This is a genomic window from Cupriavidus gilardii, assembly GCF_013347325.1.
GTDB lineage: Bacteria > Pseudomonadota > Gammaproteobacteria > Burkholderiales > Burkholderiaceae > Cupriavidus > Cupriavidus gilardii.
Genome location: NZ_CP054624.1, coordinates 952,460 through 972,779 on the forward strand (window position 1 = coordinate 952,460; position 20,320 = coordinate 972,779).

The following is a 20,320-nucleotide window of genomic DNA, read 5'->3' on the forward strand; positions in this document are numbered from 1 at the left end:
GTCGTCGGCGGCCTGGTCCGGCCGCTTCATTCGGTGGCTTACTTCGACGCGGCCTGTTTGTCGGCGACCGGCACGATGCGGTTGTCGATGAACTGGGCCCAGACGTAGTCGTTCTCGGTCAGCGCGTCATGCACCTGCGGCGAGAAGGGCTTCAGATAGGTCTTGATCAGGCCTTCGTAGCGATCGATCTGGTAGAAGCCCTGGCGTATCGCGTCGCCCTTGGTCGAGCCGGCGCGCTGGATGGCCAGCGCGGCCAGATGCGTGGCGTCGTAGGCGTTGGCGACGCCCACCGCGGGCGTAATGTCGTCCGGCCCCTTGATGTCGCTGTATTTCGCCTTCAGCGCGTTGACGACGCGCGTGCCGACCGGCGACGGCGCGCCGAAGAAGCTGTAGGTCTGCACGAAGTGAACGTTGCGGGCGTTCGGGCCGGCCAGCTCGGTGAAGCGTCCGCCGGCCGGGCCCCAGTGCGAGACCACCGGCACCTTCCACCCCATGCGGTCCAGCGACTTGACGACCTGGGCCGAAGGGCCGACGTTGCCGACCATCAGCAGCACGTCGGCGCCCGCGGCCTTCAGGCGTCCGAGCTGCGGCACCACGTCGACATCGTTGGCCTCGAATTTCTCGATGCCGGCCGGCTTCATGCCCTTGGCGGTCAGCGCGGCAACGATGCCCTTTTCGTTGGACTCGCCCCACGGGTTGTTGACCAGGATCAGCCCGGGCTTGCTGGCGCCGAAGGTCTTCTGCGCGTACTGCAGCATCGCCTTGTCGACCAGCTCGTCGACCGCGGACACGCGGAACACGAAATTGGGGTTGGCACCGTTGCGCGTGATCGGCGTGCCGGCGGCCCACGGCCCCATGAACGGCACCTTCTCCTGGTTGGCGATCGGCACGATGGCCATCGATACCGGTGTATCCAGGCCGCCGAACAGCACCGCGACTTTCTCCTTGTAGATCAGTTCGCGCGCGGCGAGCACGCCCTTGGCGGGATTGCTTTCGTCGTCGCGCCGGACAAGCTCGAGCTTGCGGCCGTTCAGCACGCCGCCCTTCGCATTGATCTCGTCGATCGCAATCGTCATGCCGCGCGTCAGCGCTTCGCCGGCGCGTGCCGACTGTCCCGTCATCGCCGTGATCAGGCCGATCTTGACGGTGTCGGCCGCCAGCGCCGGCACGGCGGGCAGCGCGCACGCGGCGGTGGATGCGGCGACGGCGAGCATCAGCGCGCGGCGACGCGGTTGGGGACGGTGGCGGGACATGGCAGTTCTCCGGATCGGTGCAAGGGGATGGAATTGGCGTCGTCGAAGCGACGGCGGCCGATGCGATCGCAAGAGGCATGCCACGCGTCGACACGCGAGCGCGATGCCTTGAAGGGAAAGGACCCGCGGATCGCAGACGATCTGGCCTGCATCTTGCGAACGATTTCGATATCGAGATGATCGCGATCGAAGCCGGTGCGTGCCGCACGAATGCGGTGCGGCACGTAGCGAAGCGGGGCCAGGGCGGTGCACCGCGCGCCGCCATTGCCGCGCGGGACGTTCGATGTCGCGCGGATGCCGCGATCGCCAAACCAGGAAAGACACAGGTCGATGACCCACAATCCGGATCCGCTGCCGCCGTTCGGCCCGCTGCGCTCGCATGGGCGCTTTCCCTATCGCCCCATTACCGATGTCGACGACTTCGCTTGGCCGGGTGGCGCGCGGCTTGCCGTCTATCTCGGCTTCAACATCGAACACTTCGCGTTCGGCGAGGGTCTGGGCGCCAATATCGGACCCGCGTCGCCGCAGCCCGATGTGCTGAACTACAGCTGGCGCGAATACGGCAACCGTGTCGGCGTCTGGCGCTGCCTGGAGCTGTTCGACCGGCTGCGCATGCCGACCGGCGTGCTGCTCAATACCGCGCTGTACGACCATTGTCCCGAGGTGCCGGACGCCTTCCTCGCGCGCGGCGACGAACTGATCGGGCATGGGCATACGAACGCGGTGCGCCAGAGCGATCTGGACGAGGCGGGCGAGCGCGCGCTGCTGCGCCATTGCCGCGACCGCATCGCCGCCCATGCGGGCGAGCCGCCAAAAGGCTGGCTGTCGCCGTGGATCTCGGAGAGCGCGCTGACTCCCGACTTGCTCAGCGAGACCGGTTACCGCTATACGCTGAACTGGTGCCACGACGATCGCCCGGTGCGGATGGCTACACGCGGCGGGCCGCTATGGTCGATTCCCTATCCGCAGGAGCTGAACGACATCCCGATGATCGTCGGGCGGCAGATGGACGGCGCCGCCTTCGCCGACATGATCGTCGACCACTTCGACGAGATGCTGGTGCAGGCCAACCACGCCACGCATCCGCAGCCGCTGGTGATGGGGGTCGCGCTGCATCCCTATCTGGTCGGGCAGCCGCACCGGCTGCGCCATCTGCGCCGGGCGCTCGCGCATATCGCGCGGCACCGCGACGATGGCGAGATCTGGATGACGACACCGGGCGCGATCTGCGAGGCGATGGAGGCTGCGGCCGGCGAGGCAGACGCCGTTGCGCCAACGTCGATGCCGGCGTCGACGCCAACGGTGACGACCGCCGTGGCGGCCGGAGGGTGACATCATGACGGCTCGTTCGTTGAACAAGGCCGGCACCAGGTCCACCGCGAGCAGCGCGAGGACCGCGAGGGCGGTCCACCCGACAGGGCCGGCGGCCGCGGAGCACGCGAGCGCGGAAGCCGATACGCGCATCTACCAGGCGATCTTCGACGGCGTGCTGAACCATCGGCTGACGCCCGGCACCAAGCTGCCCGAGCCGGAGCTGTGCCAGCTGTTCGGCGTGGGCCGCGCGGTGGTGCGGCGCGTGCTGGAGAAGCTGGCGCACGACGGCATCGTGGCGCTTCGGCCCAACAAGGGCGCCGTGATCGCGGAACCGACGCCGGAGGAGACGGGCCAGATCTTCGAGGCGCGCCGCGCGCTCGAACGCGTGCTGGTCGAGATGGCGGTGGCACGCGCCACGGCGTCGGACTTGCGCGATCTGCGCCGGCAGCTGGCCGACGAGCACGACGCCATGCATCGCTTCGACCAGCCCTCGTGGGCGCGGCTGGCAAGCGGCTTTCATCTGCGCATCGCGGCGCTGGCGCGCAATCCGGTGCTGCAGCGCTATCTGACCGAACTGGTATCGCGCTGCTCGCTGATCGTCGGCCTGTACGAGCCGCCCGGCCATGCACCATGCGAGCACGACGAGCACGCGGCAATCGTCGATTGCATCGAGCGGCGCGATGCAGCCGGCGCCATCGCCAGGATGGACGCGCATCTGCGCGAGCTGGAGCAGCGCATCGAGACTTGCCGCATGCAGGGCGAGAAGAGCCTGGCCCAGTTGCTCGGCCTTTGACTCACCACCAACGAGGCAAGTGCGCCAATATGGAAATCGATTTCGACGCCATTACCGAATACCAGCGCTACAAGCTGATGGCCAGTCTGATCGTGCCGCGGCCGATCGCGCTGGTCACCACGCTGGGGCAGGACGGCACCGCCAATGCCGCGCCGTTCTCGATGTTCAACATGCTCGGCGAGGAGCCGCCGATCGTGATGATCAGCGTCAACCGCCTGGCGGATGGCGCGCTGAAGGACACCGCGGCGAATATCGTGCGCGCCGGGGAATTTGTCGTGCATCTGTGCGACGAGCCGATGGCCGAACGGATGCACCGTTGCGGCGAGCGGTTGCCGCCGGATGTCAGCGAACTCGCGCACGTGGGCCTGACGGCCGCGCCCAGCTCGCAGATCGCGCCGCCGCGGATCGCCGAGGCGCCCGTCGCGTTCGAATGCCGGCTGTGGGAGACGCTCGAGACCGACAGCCGCCAGATCTTCATCGGCCGCGTGCTGCGGCTGCATGCGAGGGACGGTTTGATCGACACCGAACGCTGGCGCGTCAGGCTGCAGGACTATTTTCCGGTGGGGCGCTTCGGTGCCAGCTTCTATGTCACCACGCGCGACCGCTTCTCGCTGGAGCAGGAAGCGGGCAAACCGACCGCGTCGACCGCGATCGACGAGATCTGACGGGCGCTATCCCTGCGCCTTTCCCCGCGCCTTCCGCCGCGGCTCGGGTTGGACGGCATCCTTGTTCGCCGCCATCTTCTTCGCCGTTCCTTTCTTCGCCGCCATCTTCGTCGGCGCCACGGCGCTCGGTGCCGCCTGCTCAGGCGCCGCCTCCTTCGGTGCCGCCTTCCTCGCTGCCGGCTTGCGCCTGGCCGGTGCCGCGTTCGCCAGCCGCAGCGTGGCCTCCACCGCCGCGCGCGCCCACGGTTCCATCTCGCCCGCCGACTCCAGGCACTGCGCCGGCAGGCTCAGGCAGTGGCGTATCACCACCTCCTTGTCGCGGCTGCGATAGCTGAAGGGCTCGCACCCTTGCGCCTCGAATCGCGGCAGCGTCAGCGCATCGGCCTTCAGGTAGCAGCGGCCGTCGCTGACCAGGCCGAACATCAACCCGTCGTAATACAAGCCATGCCCGCCGAACATGCGCTTGGCCGCGATCGGCCCGATGCGGGCGGCCAGCGGCGCCATCAGTTCGAGCAGATGGTCGACGAAGGGATCCGGACGGCGTGGGGACGCGGACATGGGCGGATGGCTGGCAGACGTGCGATCCGGCGATGTTAGCACCGCCCGCACCGGGCCCTGGGGGGATGCGCCGCCGCGCGAATGCTGCTAGCCTGACGCGGCCGGCGGCCGATGTTCCGCGCAGCGGTCCGCCGCGAGCAGGATGCAGGGAACGAGCACAGAACGCGCACACGACGCGCACAGAACAGGCACAGGAGACAGCAGCATGACGCTAGACCAGCAGGCGGCGATCCGCCGCGCGCATCAGCATGGCGTGGGAGACATCTTGCGGCGTTCGGCACAGCGCACGCCCGACAAGACGGCCATCGTCTGCGGCGACGTGCAGTGGAGCTACCGCGATTTCGACCAGATCTGCGACCGCCTGGTGGCGGCGCTGTCGCAGCAGGGCATCGCCGCCGGCGACCGCGTCGCCATCCTGTCGCGCAACTCGCATGCGTTCGCGGCGATGCGCTTCGCGCTGGCCCGCATGGGCGCGGTGCTGGTGCCGATCAACTTCATGCTCAATGCCGGCGAGGTCGCCTACATCCTGCGCAGCTCCGGCGCGCGCACGCTGCTGGTCGGCGCGGGCTTCGAAGCGCTGGCGGTCGACGCGATGGCCGCGGCCGAGCGGGGCACCGGGGACGGCCAACATGCCGGGGTGCAGATCGGCCTGCAGATCTGGCTGCCTTCCGAAGACCAGGCCGACGGCGCGCCCGAGGGCATGCTGCGCTTCGACGATCTGTTGATGGCGAGCGCGCCGGCGCCCGACATCGCGCCGGTCGATCCGCGCGCACTGCTGCAGATCATCTACACGAGCGGCACCGAGTCGCTGCCCAAGGGCGCGATGCTGAGCCACGAGGCGGTGCTGTGGGAGTACGTGACCTGCATTGTCGAGGGCAATATGCAGGCCGACGACGTGGTGCTGCACGCGCTGCCGCTGTATCACTGCGCGCAGCTCGACGTGTTCCTCGGGCCGGCCGTCTACCTGGGCGCCACCAATATCATCACCGGCCAGCCGCGGCCCGACGTGATCCTGCCCTTGATCGCGCGCCATCGCGTCAATGCCTTCTTCGCGCCGCCGTCGATCTGGATCGCGCTGCTGCGCTCGCCGCTGTTCGACGGTGCCGACCTCGCTTCGCTGGCCAAGGGCTACTACGGGGCGTCGATCATGCCGGTCGAGGTGCTGAAGGAAATGCAGCGCCGCATGCCGGGCGTGCGGCTGTGGAACTTCTACGGCCAGACCGAGATCGCGCCGCTGGCGACCGTGCTGCATCCCGACGACCAGCTGCGCAAGGCCGGCTCGGCCGGCAAGCCGGCACTCAATGTCGAGACCCGCATCGTCGACGACGAAATGCGCGATGTCGCGCCGGGCGAGGTCGGCGAGATCGTTCATCGCTCGCCGCAGCTGCTGGACGGCTACTACAACGATCCCGAACGCACCGCGGAGGCGTTCCGTGGCGGCTGGTTCCACAGCGGCGACCTGGCGGTGCGCGACGACGAGGGCTATATCACGATCGTCGACCGCAAGAAGGACATGATCAAGAGCGGCGGCGAGAACGTCGCCAGCCGCGAAGTGGAAGAAATGATCTTTCGCATCCCCGAAGTGTCCGAGGTCGCGGTGATCGGCTTGCCGGATGCCTACTGGGTCGAGGCGGTGACCGCGGTGATCGTGCTCAAGGAGGGGCGGTCGCTGTCGGAGCAGCAGGTGATCGACTTCTGCAAGGCGGGCATGGCGCATTTCAAGGTGCCCAAGCGCGTGATCTTCGCCGAGGCGCTGCCGAAGAACCCGAGCGGCAAGCTGCTCAAGCGCGAACTGCGGCGCCGCTACGAGGCGCCGCGATGAGCGCCGGCGAGCCGACGCCCGACGCGTACTTCGATGCCGTCTACGCGAACGGCGACGATCCCTGGCACTACCGCACGCGCTGGTTCGAGGCGCGCAAGCGCGCGCTGCTGCTGGCGATGCTCGATCGGCCGCGCTATCGCTCGGCCTTCGAGCCCGGCTGCGCCAACGGTGAAATGACGGCCGTGCTGGCGCCGCGCTGCGAGGCGCTGCTGGCGGCGGACCGGCACGCCCGCGCGGTCCAGGCTGCGGCCGCGCGCGCCGGCCACGTGCCGAACGTGCGCGTGGAGACGATCAAGGTGCCGTCGGAATGGCCGCCGCAGCGTTTCGATCTGGTCGTGCTCAGCGAGTTCTGCTACTACCTGGCGCCGGACCAGGTCGCGCTGCTGGCGCGCCGGGTACGCGAGTCGATGGAGCCCGACGGGCTGCTGCTGGCCTGCCATTGGCGGCATCCGTTCGACGAGCAGGCGTGTCCCGCGGACGAGGTGCATCGGATCCTCCAGCAGGAGACCGGGTATGCGCGCACGGCCAGCTATCGCGAGGACGACTTCATGATCGACGCGTGGACCGCCGATGGGCTGAGGCCGACTCAGCGCGAGGCCGCCTGATTGGCCGGCTTGCGGCGGGGCGCGGCCGCGGCGCGGGGCCGGCCTTGCTCATGCTGGCCCCACTGCGTGTCCGCCTGCGTGCTCAGGCGCATCGCGAGGTAGTCGATCAGCACGCGGACCTTCGGCGGCAGCACGCGCTTGGGCGGATACAGCAGCCACACTGCGCCCTGGTAGGCCCGCGCGCGGAAGTCCCAGTCCGGCAGTACCTGCACCAGCTTGCCCGAATGCAGTGCCGCGTGCGCGGCGAAGTCGGGCAGGGCCGCGATGCCGAGATGGCCGAGCGCGCCTTCGAGCCGCGCGCCGACGTGATTGGCGATATAGCGCCCGCGCACCGCGACCGTCTGCGTCTCGACGCCGCGGCGAAAGCGCCAGCGATTGTCGTCGGCAACCTCGCCGAGGAACAGGCAGTCGTGCTCGGCTAGCTCCCGCGGCTGCGCCGGCACGCCGCGCTTGGCCAGATACCGCGGCGACGCGCACAACACCCAGCGCACCGTACCGAGGCGGCGGCCAGCCAGCCCCGGCGGCGGATCGTCGGTCAGCCGGATCACCAGATCGACCTCGTCGGCCAGCGGATCGACGCTCTGGTCGGAAAAGCGCAGATGCACGTCGATCTGCTCGTACTGGCGCAGGAACGCCGGAATCAGCGGATGGAGGACGGTCTTCGCGTAGGCCACCGGCGCGCTCAGCGTGACGCGGCCCTGTGGACTTCCGCCCAGTTGGCCGGCCGCATCGACGGCGCCGGCCGCGGCGCCCACCATGTCGCGGCAGAACCGCGCCACCTGTTCGCCGGCTTCGGTCACGCGAACCTTGCGCGTCGAACGTTCGAGCAGACGCGTGGCCAGCGCCTCCTCGAGCCGCTTGATCTGCCGGCTGACGGTGGATGGCGTGCTGCCGAGCTGGCGGGCCGCCAGCGAGAAGTTGCCGGTTTCGACGACGCGAGCGAAGACCGCGAGGTCCGGCAGCAGGGCGATCAGCGTGTTCTGGTGCATCTGGCGGGGCGTGGAGATTGATGAATCGGCGACATCAAAGATTTGCGGATGAGACCGATTATCGCCGTGGATGCAATACCCGACAATGCGCGAAACGAACTTCTTGTCCGCGCATCCGCCGAGTCCCGAAGCCATGACCGCCCCACAAGCCCGCCTGCTGATGTTGTCCGACCTGATGCTGCTTGGGGTCGCCGTGGTTTGGGGCACCAGCTACGGTGTCGCCAAGCAGGCGCTGCAGTACTACCCGGTGCTGGGTCTGCTGGCGCTGCGCTTCGGGCTGACCTTCGTGCTGCTGTCGCCGGCGCTGGCGTCCCTGCGGAGCATACCGGCGGCGTCGGTGGCGCGCGTCGCCGGGGCCGGCGTGCTGTTGCTCGGCATCTTCCTGTGCGAGACCTTCGGCCTGTTGCTGACCCGGGCCGCCAATGCGGCGTTTCTGATCAGCCTGTGCGTGGTGCTGACGCCGCTGATCGAATGGCTGCTGCTGTCGCGCCGGCCGGCGCGCCTGGAATGGGTCGCGGTGTTGCTGTCGCTGTGCGGTGCCTGGATATTGGCCGCCGGCGGGGCATGGCCGCTGTCCTTTCATCCCGGCGATGCGCTGATCCTGCTGGCCGCGCTGCTGCGGGCCATCTATGTCTGCGCGATGAAGCACAGCATGGGCCGGCAGCCGCCGCCCGCGCTCGCGGTTACCGCGCTGCAGGCTGGCGTCGTGACGATCGGCAGCGTGGCAGTCGCATGGGCCGCTGGCGCCAATGGCGCACCCACCTGGCCGCTGCCGCCGCTGCCGTCGTTACCCGGGTTCGGCGCGCAGGGCGCCTTCTGGTTCTGCCTCGTTTATCTGGTCGGCGCCTGCACGCTGTTCGCCTTCTTCGCGCAGAACTACGCGATCAAGCGCAGCAGCCCGACCCGCGTCGCGTTGCTGATAGGCAGCGAGCCTGCGTTCGGCGCGCTGTTCGCGTGGCTGTGGCTGGGCGAGCGGGTTGCGCCGTCCGGCTGGATCGGCGGCGGCCTGATCGTGCTGGCCTCGCTGCTGGCCACCGTGCGATGGCACCGTGCGATCGCGCCGGCGCACGAGGTGCCGAGAGCGGTGGAACCGACGTAGCGGCGAGGCTGGATCGCCATCTCCCGTCAATGCGCGGCGGTATCGCCAGCGTAGCGGGTCAGCACCGCCTTGATCGCCAGCAGCACGGGAATCGCCACGACGAACAGCAGCGCCAGCGACAGGAAGCCGGCATTGAAGGCCAGCGCGCCGGCCTGCCGTTCCAGCAGCGGTTCCAGCGTGGCGGCCATCGCCACGGTCGGGTCGGCGTGCGACAGCGCCTGCTGCAACGGCGATTCCATCGATGCCGCGGCGAGCGGAGCGTCCACGCCGACCGGCAGCGTCTGCACCAGCGCGCTGCGCGCGGCGCCATGGCGATGATGCAGATACGTCTGCAGGAAGGCGATGCCGATCAGCCCGCCGAACTGCCGGCCGAAGTTGAACAGCGCGGCGCCCTGGCAGGCCAGTGTGGCCGGCAGTCCGCCCAGCGTGACCAGCGTCAGCGACAGGAACATCAGCCCGAGGCCGAAGCCGCGGATCAGCAATGGCGGCGTCATGTCCGGCAGGCCGCTGTACGCGGTCGTGTACGACAGCATGCCCATCGCCAGCATGAACAGCACGATGCCGAGCGGGATCAGCTTGAACGGCGCCACGCGGGTGTATTGCGCCAGCGCGCCGCCGAACAGCAGGCCCAGCGACGCGGTGGCGGCGCTCGATGTCAGCAGATCGCCCGCATGGGTCGGGCTGAGCCGCAGCACGTTCAGTGCAAAGGCGGGCAGCAGGAAGGCGCTGCCGAACAGCGCGAAGCCGGCCACGAAGCTGACGCAGAAGCCGAAGGTGAAATGCAGATCGCGGAACAGCTGCGCCTGCAGCCAGCGCCCGCCATCGCGCCGGTGTTGGCGCCATGCCGTCAGCGATAGCGCCGCCCCGGCCAGCAGTGCTGCGTGCACGATCGGCGGCGAGTGCAGCCAGTCGTGGCGATTGCCTTCCTGCAGCACGAATACGGTGGCGATCGAGGTGACGGTCAGCAGCGCGATACCGACCGGATCGAGAGCGCGCGGTAGCGCCGCGCTGCCCACGTCGCCCCGCTGGTCAGGGAGCTCGCGACCGAGGACCAACCAGGCCAGCCCGATGCCCGACAGCCCGAATGGCACGCCGGCCAGAAACACCAGGCGCCAGGAGCCATGATCGGTGACCCATCCCTGCGCCAGCGGTGCCAGCGTGGTCGGCGCCATCACGGTCGCCAGCGCGAACACCGCCTGGCTCAGTGGCGTCCAGCGCGGCGGCGCATCGCGAAACAGCAACGCCTGCGCGGTGGCGAGCATCAGCGCGGCGCTGGCCCCCTGCACGAAGCGGCACGCGCCAAGCATCGCCAGATCGAGCGGCAGCGATGCGGCCGCGGTCGATGCCACCAGCAGTACGCCGGACCACCGCAGCACCGCAGCCTCGCCGAAGCGGCGGGCCACCGCGGTCGCGATGACAAAGCCGGCCAGTTTCGCCGCGAAGTACAGGATGTTGATCCACGCCGCCTCGTCCAGCGTCGCATGCAGGCCGCCGGCGAAATGGGCGCGATTGACCATCATCAGCGTGCCGTTGATGGCGTCGGTCAGGGCGAGCAGTGTCACCGCCGCCAGCAGCGTGGCAAAGCGCGGGTCCATCATCTGGCCTGCGTCAGATCCTGCGTCAGACCCTGCGTCAGTCCCTGCGTAGGTCCCTGCGCGAGTCCCCGCGGTAGTTGCCGGGCGACCTGCCGTGCGGCCGGCGTAGCCGACGCTGCCGCGCCAGGCCGCGTATCGATCGACACCACCGCGGACAGTCCGGGTACCAGCTTCCCGTGCAGCGGGCCGCCGCGCGTCGGCATGATCTTGACCGGCACATGCTGCACGATCTTCGTGAAGTTGCCGGTGGCGTTGTCCGGCGGCAGCAGCGCGAACTGCGCGCCGCTGCCCGGCGAGACGCTGACGACGGTGCCGTCGATCGGCACGCCGGGATAGCCATCGAGCTCGATCCGTACCGGGCTGCCGACGCGGATGCGGTGCAGCTCGGTCTCCTTCAGGTTCGCGACGACCCACGATGTCTCGACCGGTACCAGCGCCAGCGCTTGCGTGCCGGGTTGCACGTAGCGGCCGACGCGAATCTGCCGATTGCCGACCACGCCGTCGACCGGCGCACGCACCACGGTATTGCCCAGGTCGATGCGCGCCAGCTCCAGCCGTGCCATCGCGGCCGCCTCGGCGGCCCGGGCCTCGTCGACCTGCGCGGCGATCACGTCCAGCCGGCGGCGCTCGGCATCGAGCTGGGCTAGCGCGCCTTGCTCGGCGGCCGCCGCCTGTTCGGCCTCGGCGCGCGCCAGCTCATAGGTCTGGCGGCTGCTGGCATGGACTTCCAGCAGCGAGGCGTGGCGCCGGTGATCGAGCGCCGCGCGGTGCGTGGCCGACTGCCGGATGCGCAGCGTCGCCTGTGCCTGCCGGATCTGCGCCTGCTGCAGCCGATGCTGGCGCTCGAGCGTCGCCAGCGCGGCGCGGCGCGCCTGCACATCGGCCTCGGCCTGGCCCACGCGAGCCTGATAGTCGGCGTCGTCGATGCGGAACAGCACGTCGCCCGCGCGTACCCGCTGGTTGTCGTCGACGGCGACGGCACGCACATAACCGGCCACGCGCGGCGCCACCGCGGTGACGTCGGCGCGCACATAGGCGTTGTCGCTGGTGACCGTGTGCTGGCGGTGCTGCCACCAGCGATAGCCGCCGTAGCCTGCCAGCAGCGCGCCGGCGATCGTCAGCGAGACCAGCAGCGCTCGCCGCGATGGCCCCCGCGACGAAGCGGGACTCCTTGCCTGGGTCGCCATGGGTTCGCTCCGCTGCCTAGCGATCGACGAAGGAATCGTTCAGGCGTACGCCGGACCGTGGCACCGGCCTGTCGTCGAGCATCGGATGCCGATGATTGATATCGCCCAGGCTCATGCCGATGGGCGCCGGCGTGGAGGAAGGGCGGACGTCGCCGCCGCCATCGCTGTCGACATCGCCTTGCCTGGTAGCGCAGCCGGACAGTGCGGCCGCCGCGATCGCCAGCGCGATCGAACTGGGGTAGAACCGGAAAGTCATCGTTGGCCCGGCATCGTTGCATGCCGCCTCGTGGTGGAAGTGGCACGACTATAGGCAGGGTTTTCACGCAGCGGAAATCGAACGATTCGATGGCCCCCATGCGGCGTTTCGATGGGGACCGCGCCCGCTGCGGCGGGCGCGTGAGAGGCATCAGCCTTGGCCTTGTCCAAGCATCGCGGCGAACGCGTCGGCGAGGTGCCGGCGGACGTAACGATGCACCGGATCGCCGTCGGCGCCGCTGTGCCAGTGCAGACGGATCGCGACCGTCTCTTCGGTGCCTTGCACCGGCACGCAGACCAGCGCGCCTTGCGCCAGGATCAACGGCGCGACCAGCGCGGGCAGCACGGCAACCACCGGTGCGGTCTGCAGCAGACGGCTCAGCGTCAGCAGGCTCTCGACTTCGGTCGGCATCGCGCCGTTGTGCTTGACCTGCCCGAGAAAGGCGTTGCCGCCCGAGCCAAGTTCGATTGCATGGGACAGGCCGATCGCCTGCAACGTCCGCAATTCTTCGGCGCCGATGCTCGCCGGCAGCGGCAGTTGCGCCGGCGCGTGGGCGCAGACCAGATGACATCGATGCAGGTCGGCGCTGCGGTGCCAGTCCTTCGTCGCCAGCGGCACGCCGGTGACTGCCAGATCGATCTCGCGCGCGTCGAGGGCGTCCGGCATGCGCGCGGCCGGCATCGCGCGCGACGCCAGCTGGATCGACGGCGCTTCGCGGGCCAGCGCGGCGCACAGCACCGGCAGCAGCATCGCCTCCAATGGCGCTGGCAGCGCAATGCACAGGCGCGCCTGTGTCGACGACGGATCGAACTCGCCGGCGGGCCGCACCAGCCCGTAGGCCTCGTTCAGCAGCGCGCGGACCGGTTCGACCAGCGCCAGCGCCTTGGCGGTCGGTTCCATGCCCTTGGCGCCGCGCACGAACAGCGGGTCGTCGAACAGCCGCCGCAGCCGCGCCAGCATATGGCTGACGGCGGGCTGGCCGAGAAACAGCTGCCGCGCCGCGCCGCTGACGGAACGTTGGCTCGCCAGCGCGTCGAAGGCCACCAGCAGGTTCAGGTCGAGCGTGCGGAACTTGCGGTAGTCGAGGGGTTCCATGCCGTTCTCCGTCGCCGCCGCCGCTATCGGCCGTCGTCGTCGCGGCGCTCGGCGATGGCATCGAGCATCGCCTGGCCCAGCGCGGCGTCGCCTTGCCGCTTCAGCGCCTCGGCGGCGCCGAGCTTGTCCCGCAGCTCGCGGTTCTGGCTCAGCTTGAACTTGCCGATCAGCCGGGTGATGTCGATCTCGATGCCGACGATGGCGTTGAGCATCGTATCGATATAGTCGGCGGGAGCGTCCGTCATCTTCCACGGCGCCGGCTGCGAAGCCTCGTGCGCTCGTGTCAGCCGGGCCACGACGCCTCGGACGTACCGCTCCTCATCGCGGATCGTGATCCTGCCGTGCGCATGAACGACCCGGTAGTTCCAGGTCGGCACCTGCTTGTGCGATTCGTGCTTGCTCGGGTACCAGGTTGGCGTGATGTACCCATCCTCGGCGCGGAACACGACCATCACCTCGTCGCCGTTCCCTGCGTGCTGCCATACCGGATTGGCCCGGGCGACATGGGCGCGCAACGTGCCGTTGGTCCCCGCGGAAAGGTCCAGTTCGAACGGAAGATGGTTGGCGTCCAGGCCATTGGTGCCATGGGTGACCAGCATCCCGAACGGGTGCTCGCGGATCAGCCGATGCAGTGCCTCGACGTCCTGTACTTCGAAATGGGATGGGATGTACATGGCCTCGAATTCCGATGGGGTTGACCGTTGCGCCGCGCGAACGTCGGCGACGGCTCGATCATCGGTCCGACGGCGGCCGGCAGGAAGAGCCAATTTGATGGAATTCGAATGGACCAGTATTCCGGGGCGATCCCATCCCAATGCCGGTGTCCGCTCTTCAGCCGGCGCGCGATGCGGCGCGGCTTCGGGCCGCCGACGTCAACACCTTCGCCAGCGTCTTCACCGCCGCGTCGATCTGGTCGTCGCTATAGCCGCCGAGTCCCAGCACCAGGCCCGGCCGCGCGTTGGTGGCCGAGTACATCGGCGACACGGGCCTGACCGATACGCCGGCCTCGATCGCCAGCGACGCGATCCGTTGATCGTCGGTCCCTTCGGCGAGCCACAGCACCAGGTGCATGCCCTGGTCCCCGGGCTGCAGCCACGCCAACTCGTCCGGTATCCAGCGTGCGATGGCGGCGATCAGGTGCTGGCGCCGGTCGGCATAGACCAGCCGCACGCGGCGGATATGCCGATCCAGGTGTCCTTCGTCGATGAAGGCGGCCACCACATGCTGGTCGGCGCTGGGAGAGTGCCGGTCGATCAGCACGCGGGCGCCGCAGAATGCCGGCACCAGCGGCGGCGGAACGATGGCATAGCCAAGCCGCAGCGAAGGGAACAGGATCTTGCTGAAGGTCCCCAGATAGACGACGAGCTCGGGCGCGAGTCCCTGCAAGGAGGGAAAAGGATGGCCGACGTAGCGCAACTCGCTGTCATAGTCGTCCTCGACGATCCACGCGCCGGTGGCCCGCGCCCACGCCAGCAGCGCGTTTCTTCGGGCCATGCTCAACGGCATGCCGAGCGGATACTGATGCGACGGCGTGACGAACGCCGCGCGTGCGTGCTCGGCCATCGCGCGTCCTGCCTCGACGTCGATACCAGCCTCGTCGACCGGTACGCGCACCATGCCGCGCTGGTGTCCGGTGCTCTCCAGAATGCCGGTGATGCCGCGGTAGGCCGGGTCCTCGACCCACGCCAGATCATCGGCATCGAGCAGTACCTGACACGACAGGTAGAGACCTTGCTGCGTGCCGGTGGTGACGATCACCTGTTCCGGCGTGCAATGCACCGAGCGCGAGCGGCGCACGTAATCCGCGATCGCCGACCGGAGCGCGGGCACGCCTTGCGGATCGTCGTAACCGGACGGCGCGGCTGCACGCAATGCCCGCGTGCGATTGCCCAGGCGGCGCCAGACGTCGTCCGGCGCGGTGGGGCCAAGCGGGACCGAGACCGCGAACGGCACCGGGGGCAGCGGAGAGAATTGCCGCCCAAGTTCGGCAAACGCCGTGGCCCGCGTGCTGAACTGCCTGGGCGCGGCGGGTTCGTGGACATCGCGGGCCGGTGTGCGGGTCGTCGGGCGATGATGCGGGCGATCGTTCGGCCCGTCATTGCGCCCATCATTGCGCCCGTCATCAGGCCCATCGGCCAACGCCGTCGCGACCCGGGTGCCCGCGCCGGCCTGCGCTTCGAGATAGCCCTCGGCGATCAGCTGCTCGAACGCCTCCAGCACGGTCCCGCGCGAGACGCCCAGCGAGCTTGCCAGATGGCGCGTCGAGGGCAGCAGCTCGCCCGGTTTCAGTTCCCCCCGCCGGATCGCTTCGCGCAACAGCCTCGACAGCTGCCTGGCAAGCTGTCCCGCGGAGCGGTCCAGCTCGCCGATCGACGGCAATTCCATTGCGTGACGGTGTCGTGCCATGAGGTCGGTCTTCGATGCGTGCGGGGCCTTCGAAAGCGGCAGGGGCTCAGCGCCGGTCGCTGGCGCCGCGGCCAAGGTCGCCCGGATAGACGGCGCGGCCGGCCTCGCGTAACGCCTCGACCATCAGCGTCGCGGCCGGCGACAGCAGCCGGTCGGTGCGCGTGATGATGCCGAAGTCGTCCATATGGCAGGGCACGTCCAGCGGCAGGATCGCGACCATGCCGTGCCGCGCATAGTACTCGGCAACATCGGCGGCCAGTACCGCCAGCATGTCGCTCTGCTCGATCATCTGCGTGACGAACAGCAGCGCCGCGGTTTCGACCACATTGGTCGGGGGCATCAGGCTGGCGCGCTGGAACATCAGGTCGAAGCGATGGCGCAGCACGCTGCCGGCCGGCGGCACGATCCAGGTGGCCGTTTCCAGATCGGCCAGCGACAGCGCCGGGGCGTCCAGCAGCCGATGGCCGCGGCGGGCCACCACGCAGACAGGCTCGCCGGCCAGCGGCTCGTAGCGCAGCTGCAGCTTGTCATGCTCGGCGAACAGCCGGGCCACCACCAGATCGAGCTTGTCCTGCGCCAGGCGCTCCAGCAGCACGTTGCTGTTCTCGATCTCCAGCGAGACGCGCAGCCCGGGATTGTCGCGCTTGAGCTCGGCCACCGCGGGCGGCAGCAGCTTGACCGCGGGCGAGGTGATCGCGCCGACCGCGACATGGCCGAGGCGGCCGGCGCGCAGCCCCATCACTTCCTGCTGGGCTTGGTCCAGGCTGCCGACCACGGCGCGCGCATGGCGGATCATCGCGTCGCCATACAGCGTGGGCCGCATGCCGCGCGGCAGCCTCTCGAACAGCGGCACGCCCAGCATTTCCTCGAGTTCGCGCAGCAGCTTCGATGCCGCCGGCTGCGTCATGTTCAGGACCGCCGCGGCGCGATGAATATTGCCCTCCTCGGCCAAGGCGACCAGCAACAGCAACTGCCGGGTTTTCAGGCGGGCGCGGATATACCAGGGCGGGGAAGTCGGCATCGGGTTAACACGGATATCTGATTCGATATCGCAATGGCGTGAATTTTCATTAGAAGGATATCCGATCGGTTTGTACACTGCCGCCTGTCGAAAACAAAACCGATTGCCCCCGAGGCGCGACGCAGCCAGGAGACACCCTCAGCTGCCCCAATCCCGATGACGTCCCCGCCGCGCGGCCGATGCCGCGGGCCGGCGTTCGTCCCGCCGCACTCAGGAATTTCCATGCCGGATTCAAAACCCAAGCTCCGCTCCGCCCAATGGTTCGGCACCGCCGACAAGAACGGCTTCATGTACCGCAGCTGGATGAAAAACCAGGGCATTCCCAATCATGAATTCGATGGCCGGCCGATCATCGGCATTTGCAATACCTGGTCGGAATTGACGCCATGCAATGCGCATTTCCGCAAGCTGGCCGAGCACGTCAAGCGCGGCGTCTATGAAGCCGGCGGCTTTCCGGTCGAATTCCCGGTGTTCTCCAATGGCGAATCGAATCTGCGGCCGACCGCGATGCTGACGCGCAATCTGGCGGCGATGGATGTCGAGGAAGCGATTCGAGGCAATCCGGTCGACGCCGTCGTGCTGCTGGCCGGCTGCGACAAGACCACGCCGGCGCTGCTGATGGGCGCGGCCAGCTGCGACGTGCCGGCGCTCGTCGTCAGCGGCGGCCCGATGCTCAACGGCAAGCTCGATGGCAAGGACATCGGCTCTGGCACCGCGGTCTGGCAGCTGCACGAATCGCTGAAGGCCGGCGAGATCGACCTGCACCATTTCCTGTCGGCCGAAGCCGGCATGTCGCGCTCGGCCGGCACCTGCAACACGATGGGCACCGCTTCGACGATGGCATGCATGGCCGAGGCGCTCGGCACCACGCTGCCGCACAACGCGGCGATTCCGGCGGTCGACGCGCGGCGCTACGTGCTGGCCCACATGTCCGGCATCCGCATCGTCGAGATGGCAAAGGAAGGGCTGTGCCTGTCGAAGATCCTGACGCGCGAGGCCTTCGAGAATGCGATCCGCACCAATGCGGCGATCGGCGGTTCGACCAATGCGGTGATCCATCTGAAGGCGATCGCCGGCCGCATCGGCGTGCCGCTCGAACTCGAGGACTGGACCCGTATCGGCCGCGATACGCCGACCATCGTCGACCTGATGCCGTCGGGACGCTTCCTGATGGAGGAGTTCTACTACGCCGGCGGCCTGCCTGCGGTGCTGCGCCGGCTCGGCGAGGGCGGCCTGCTGCCGCATCCCGGCGCGCTGACCGTCAATGGCCGGACGCTGTGGGAGAACGTCAAGGACGCGCCGAACTTCAACGACGAGGTGATTCGCCCGCTCGATCGGCCGCTGATTGCGGATGGCAGCATCCGCGTGCTGCGCGGCAACCTGGCGCCGCGCGGCGCGGTGCTCAAACCGTCGGCCGCGACGCCTTCGCTGCTGAAGCACCGCGGCCGCGCGGTCGTGTTCGAAAACCTGGAGCACTACAAGGCCCGCATCGTCGACGAATCGCTCGAGGTCGACGCGGACTCGGTGCTGGTGATGAAGAACTGCGGGCCCAAGGGCTACCCCGGCATGGCCGAGGTCGGCAACATGGGCCTGCCGCCGAAACTGCTGCGGCAGGGCATCAAGGACATGGTGCGGATCTCCGATGCGCGCATGAGCGGCACGGCCTACGGCACCGTGGTGCTGCACGTCGCGCCGGAGGCCGCCGCGGGCGGCCCGCTGGCGGCGGTGCGCGACGGCGACTGGATCGAGCTGGACTGCGAGGCCGGCACGCTGCATCTGGACATCTCGACCGAGGAGCTGGCCGACCGCATGGAGATGTTCCGGCCGCCGAAGCCAGAGAGCCGCGCGGGCGAGGGGGGCTATCAACGCCTCTATGTCGACCACGTGTTGCAGGCCGACCAGGGTTGCGATCTCGATTTCCTGGTGGGCTGCCGCGGCGCCGAGGTGCCGCGCCACTCGCATTGAGCACGGATGGCACGGCAACCGATGAACGGCAACCAGGAGCACACGCAATGCCATTGACCGGCAATCTGCTGATCGGCGCCGCCGCGCTTCGCGGCAGCGGCGAGGCCTTCCACGCGGTCCATGCGGCCAGCGGCGAAACCATCGCGGACCCCGTTTTCCACGGCGCCTCGCGCGCCGAGGTCGACCAGGCCTGCGCGCTGGCCGCCGAGGCCTTCGACGCCTACCGGGCGCTGCCCGATACAGCGCGCGCCGCCTTTCTCGACGATATCGCCGCGCGCATCGAGGCGATCGGCGATGCGCTGATCCTGCGCGCGATGGACGAGACCGGCCTGCCGCGCGCCCGGCTCGAAGGCGAGCGCGCCCGCACCACCGGCCAGTTGCGGCTGTTCGCGGCGCTGGTACGCAGCGGCGACGCCTGGGACGCGCGCATCGAACCGGCGCTGCCGCAGCGCCAGCCGCCGCGCACCGATCTGCGCCTGCGCCGTATCGGCATCGGGCCCGTGGCGGTGTTCGGCGCCAGCAATTTCCCGCTGGCATTCTCTGTCGCCGGCGGCGATACCGCATCGGCGCTGGCGGCAGGCTGCCCGGTGGTCGTCAAGGCCCATCCCGCGCACCCCGGCACTTCGGAACTGGTCGGCCGTGCGGTGCAGCAGGCGGTGGCCGCGGCGGGGCTGCCCGACGGCGTGTTCTCGCTGCTGTTCGATGCCGGCCACGCGGTCGGCGCGGCATTGGTCGCGCATCCGGCCATCCAGGCGGTCGGCTTCACCGGCTCGCGGCGCGGCGGCCTCGCGCTGATGGCGATCGCCGCGGCACGGCCCGCACCGATTCCGGTGTATGCCGAGATGAGCAGCGTCAATCCGAATATCCTGCTGCCTGCCGCACTGGCACGGCGCGGCGAAGCGCTGGCGCGCGACTTCGTCGCCTCGGTGACGCTGGGCTGCGGCCAGTTCTGCACCAATCCGGGCCTCGTTCTGGCGGTCGGCGGCGAAGCGTTCGAGCGCTTTGTCGCGGCCGCGGCCGGCGCGATCGCCGCGGTACCCGCCGGCGTGATGCTGACCGCCGGCATCGCGCGAGCCTATGCCGACGGCGTCGAACGGCTGATTTCGCATCCGGCGGTCGCCACGGTCGCGCAAGGTGCCCGGGTCCCGGGCCGCGCCACCGCGACCCTGTTCCGCGTGCGCGCCGCCGATCTGCTGGCCGACGCACGCCTGGCCGAGGAGTGCTTCGGCCCGTGCAGCGTGCTGGTCGAATGCGCGGATGCCGGGCAGCTGCGCGAGGTGCTGCAGCAGGGCGAGGGGCAGCTGACCGCGACGCTGCATCTGGACGATGACGACCACGACGCCGCCCGCGCGCTGCTGCCGGTGCTGGAGCGCAAGGCCGGCCGCATCCTGGCCAATGGCTTTCCGACCGGCGTCGAGGTGTGCGACGCGATCGTCCATGGCGGACCGTTCCCTGCGACATCGGACGGGCGCAGCACCTCGGTCGGCACCGCGGCGATCGAACGCTTCCTGCGTCCGGTCTGCTACCAGAACCTGCCCGATGCGCTGCTGCCCGACGCGTTGCGCGACGGCAATCCGCTCGGGCTGCGGCGCCGTGTCGGCGGCAAGCCGGAAGGGTCGCCCGCGCCAGCCTGAGGCTCGCGCATCGACGCCCATCCCATTTCCAAGAACAAGGTGAGGAGACCCATATGAACAGCC

General features: G+C 69.2%; 19 protein-coding genes. 8 read left to right on the top strand and 11 right to left on the bottom strand.

Annotated elements, in window-relative coordinates; genetic code table 11:
- Positions 1-38: 38 nt before the first annotated feature.
- On the bottom strand, positions 39-1,214 hold the full coding sequence (locus FOB47_RS04470) for an ABC transporter substrate-binding protein (protein ID WP_174780880.1): 1,176 nt from the start codon (positions 1,212-1,214) through the stop codon (positions 39-41).
- Positions 1,214-1,594, bottom strand: coding sequence for a hypothetical protein (locus FOB47_RS04475; protein ID WP_174780081.1), 381 nt, complete (start codon positions 1,592-1,594; stop codon positions 1,214-1,216). The genes FOB47_RS04470 and FOB47_RS04475 overlap by 1 nt, the downstream gene beginning before the upstream one ends.
- Between FOB47_RS04475 and FOB47_RS04480 the strand changes: the two genes are divergently transcribed.
- Genes FOB47_RS04480 through FOB47_RS04490 form a run of 3 tightly spaced genes read left to right on the top strand, consistent with a single transcriptional unit; the run spans position 1,584 to position 4,025 of the window.
- Positions 1,584-2,585 (top strand): polysaccharide deacetylase family protein, encoded by a 1,002-nt coding sequence (locus tag FOB47_RS04480; RefSeq protein WP_174780082.1) that lies wholly within the window; start codon positions 1,584-1,586, stop codon positions 2,583-2,585. The genes FOB47_RS04475 and FOB47_RS04480 overlap by 11 nt on opposite strands.
- 4 nt (positions 2,586-2,589) lie before the next feature.
- Entirely contained in the window at positions 2,590-3,360 is a 771-nt protein-coding gene (locus FOB47_RS04485) for a GntR family transcriptional regulator (RefSeq protein ID WP_174780083.1), read from the top strand.
- A 29-nt stretch (positions 3,361-3,389) separates the two neighbouring features.
- A complete protein-coding gene (locus FOB47_RS04490) occupies positions 3,390-4,025 on the top strand; it encodes a flavin reductase family protein (protein ID WP_174780084.1) in 636 nt (211 codons plus the stop codon).
- Between the two features lie 6 nt (positions 4,026-4,031).
- On the opposite strand, the gene FOB47_RS04495 is transcribed toward FOB47_RS04490, so the two are convergent.
- Entirely contained in the window at positions 4,032-4,583 is a 552-nt protein-coding gene (locus tag FOB47_RS04495) for a TfoX/Sxy family protein (RefSeq protein ID WP_174780085.1), read from the bottom strand.
- A gap of 205 nt (positions 4,584-4,788) precedes the next feature.
- Between FOB47_RS04495 and FOB47_RS04500 the strand changes: the two genes are divergently transcribed.
- Together FOB47_RS04500 and FOB47_RS04505 are read left to right on the top strand one after the other, a co-directional pair.
- Positions 4,789-6,405, top strand: coding sequence for an acyl-CoA synthetase (locus FOB47_RS04500; protein ID WP_174780086.1), 1,617 nt, complete (start codon positions 4,789-4,791; stop codon positions 6,403-6,405).
- Positions 6,402-7,010 carry an SAM-dependent methyltransferase gene (locus FOB47_RS04505; RefSeq protein ID WP_174780087.1) on the top strand — a complete coding sequence of 203 codons (609 nt, stop codon included), beginning with the start codon at positions 6,402-6,404 and terminating at the stop codon, positions 7,008-7,010. Before FOB47_RS04500 ends, FOB47_RS04505 begins: the two co-directional genes overlap by 4 nt.
- On the opposite strand, the gene FOB47_RS04510 is transcribed toward FOB47_RS04505, so the two are convergent.
- A complete protein-coding gene (locus FOB47_RS04510) occupies positions 6,992-7,999 on the bottom strand; it encodes a LysR family transcriptional regulator (RefSeq protein WP_226994948.1) in 1,008 nt (335 codons plus the stop codon). The genes FOB47_RS04505 and FOB47_RS04510 overlap by 19 nt on opposite strands.
- 133 nt (positions 8,000-8,132) lie before the next feature.
- Here FOB47_RS04510 and FOB47_RS04515 point away from each other — a divergent pair, with 133 nt between their 5' ends.
- The gene (locus FOB47_RS04515; protein ID WP_174780088.1) at positions 8,133-9,098 is read left to right on the top strand and encodes a DMT family transporter; all 966 of its coding nucleotides are present in this window, start codon (positions 8,133-8,135) and stop codon (positions 9,096-9,098) included.
- A 26-nt stretch (positions 9,099-9,124) separates the two neighbouring features.
- Here the strand turns inward: FOB47_RS04515 and FOB47_RS04520 are convergent, their stop codons facing one another.
- From FOB47_RS04520 to FOB47_RS04550, 7 genes are all read right to left on the bottom strand, one after another.
- Positions 9,125-10,696 (bottom strand): MFS transporter, encoded by a 1,572-nt coding sequence (locus FOB47_RS04520; protein WP_174780089.1) that lies wholly within the window; start codon positions 10,694-10,696, stop codon positions 9,125-9,127.
- Positions 10,693-11,880 carry an HlyD family secretion protein gene (locus FOB47_RS04525; RefSeq protein WP_174780090.1) on the bottom strand — a complete coding sequence of 396 codons (1,188 nt, stop codon included), beginning with the start codon at positions 11,878-11,880 and terminating at the stop codon, positions 10,693-10,695. Before FOB47_RS04525 ends, FOB47_RS04520 begins: the two co-directional genes overlap by 4 nt.
- 16 nt (positions 11,881-11,896) lie before the next feature.
- On the bottom strand, positions 11,897-12,136 hold the full coding sequence (locus FOB47_RS04530; RefSeq protein WP_053824057.1) for a hypothetical protein: 240 nt from the start codon (positions 12,134-12,136) through the stop codon (positions 11,897-11,899).
- A 150-nt stretch (positions 12,137-12,286) separates the two neighbouring features.
- On the bottom strand, positions 12,287-13,231 hold the full coding sequence (locus FOB47_RS04535) for a LysR family transcriptional regulator (protein ID WP_053824056.1): 945 nt from the start codon (positions 13,229-13,231) through the stop codon (positions 12,287-12,289).
- 23 nt (positions 13,232-13,254) lie between these two features.
- The gene (locus FOB47_RS04540) at positions 13,255-13,905 is read right to left on the bottom strand and encodes an FMN-binding negative transcriptional regulator (protein WP_174780091.1); all 651 of its coding nucleotides are present in this window, start codon (positions 13,903-13,905) and stop codon (positions 13,255-13,257) included.
- Between the two features lie 157 nt (positions 13,906-14,062).
- Positions 14,063-15,637 carry a MocR-like pyridoxine biosynthesis transcription factor PdxR gene (gene pdxR / locus FOB47_RS04545; RefSeq protein ID WP_151021940.1) on the bottom strand — a complete coding sequence of 525 codons (1,575 nt, stop codon included), beginning with the start codon at positions 15,635-15,637 and terminating at the stop codon, positions 14,063-14,065.
- 46 nt (positions 15,638-15,683) lie between these two features.
- Positions 15,684-16,658: a LysR family transcriptional regulator gene (locus FOB47_RS04550; RefSeq protein ID WP_053824054.1), complete on the bottom strand. Its 975-nt coding sequence runs from the start codon at positions 16,656-16,658 to the stop codon at positions 15,684-15,686.
- Positions 16,659-16,880: 222 nt separating this feature from the next.
- Between FOB47_RS04550 and FOB47_RS04555 the strand changes: the two genes are divergently transcribed.
- Positions 16,881-18,623: an IlvD/Edd family dehydratase gene (locus FOB47_RS04555; RefSeq protein WP_053824053.1), complete on the top strand. Its 1,743-nt coding sequence runs from the start codon at positions 16,881-16,883 to the stop codon at positions 18,621-18,623.
- A gap of 47 nt (positions 18,624-18,670) precedes the next feature.
- Positions 18,671-20,257, top strand: coding sequence for an aldehyde dehydrogenase (NADP(+)) (locus FOB47_RS04560; protein ID WP_174780092.1), 1,587 nt, complete (start codon positions 18,671-18,673; stop codon positions 20,255-20,257).
- The last annotated feature ends 63 nt before the right edge of the window (positions 20,258-20,320 follow it).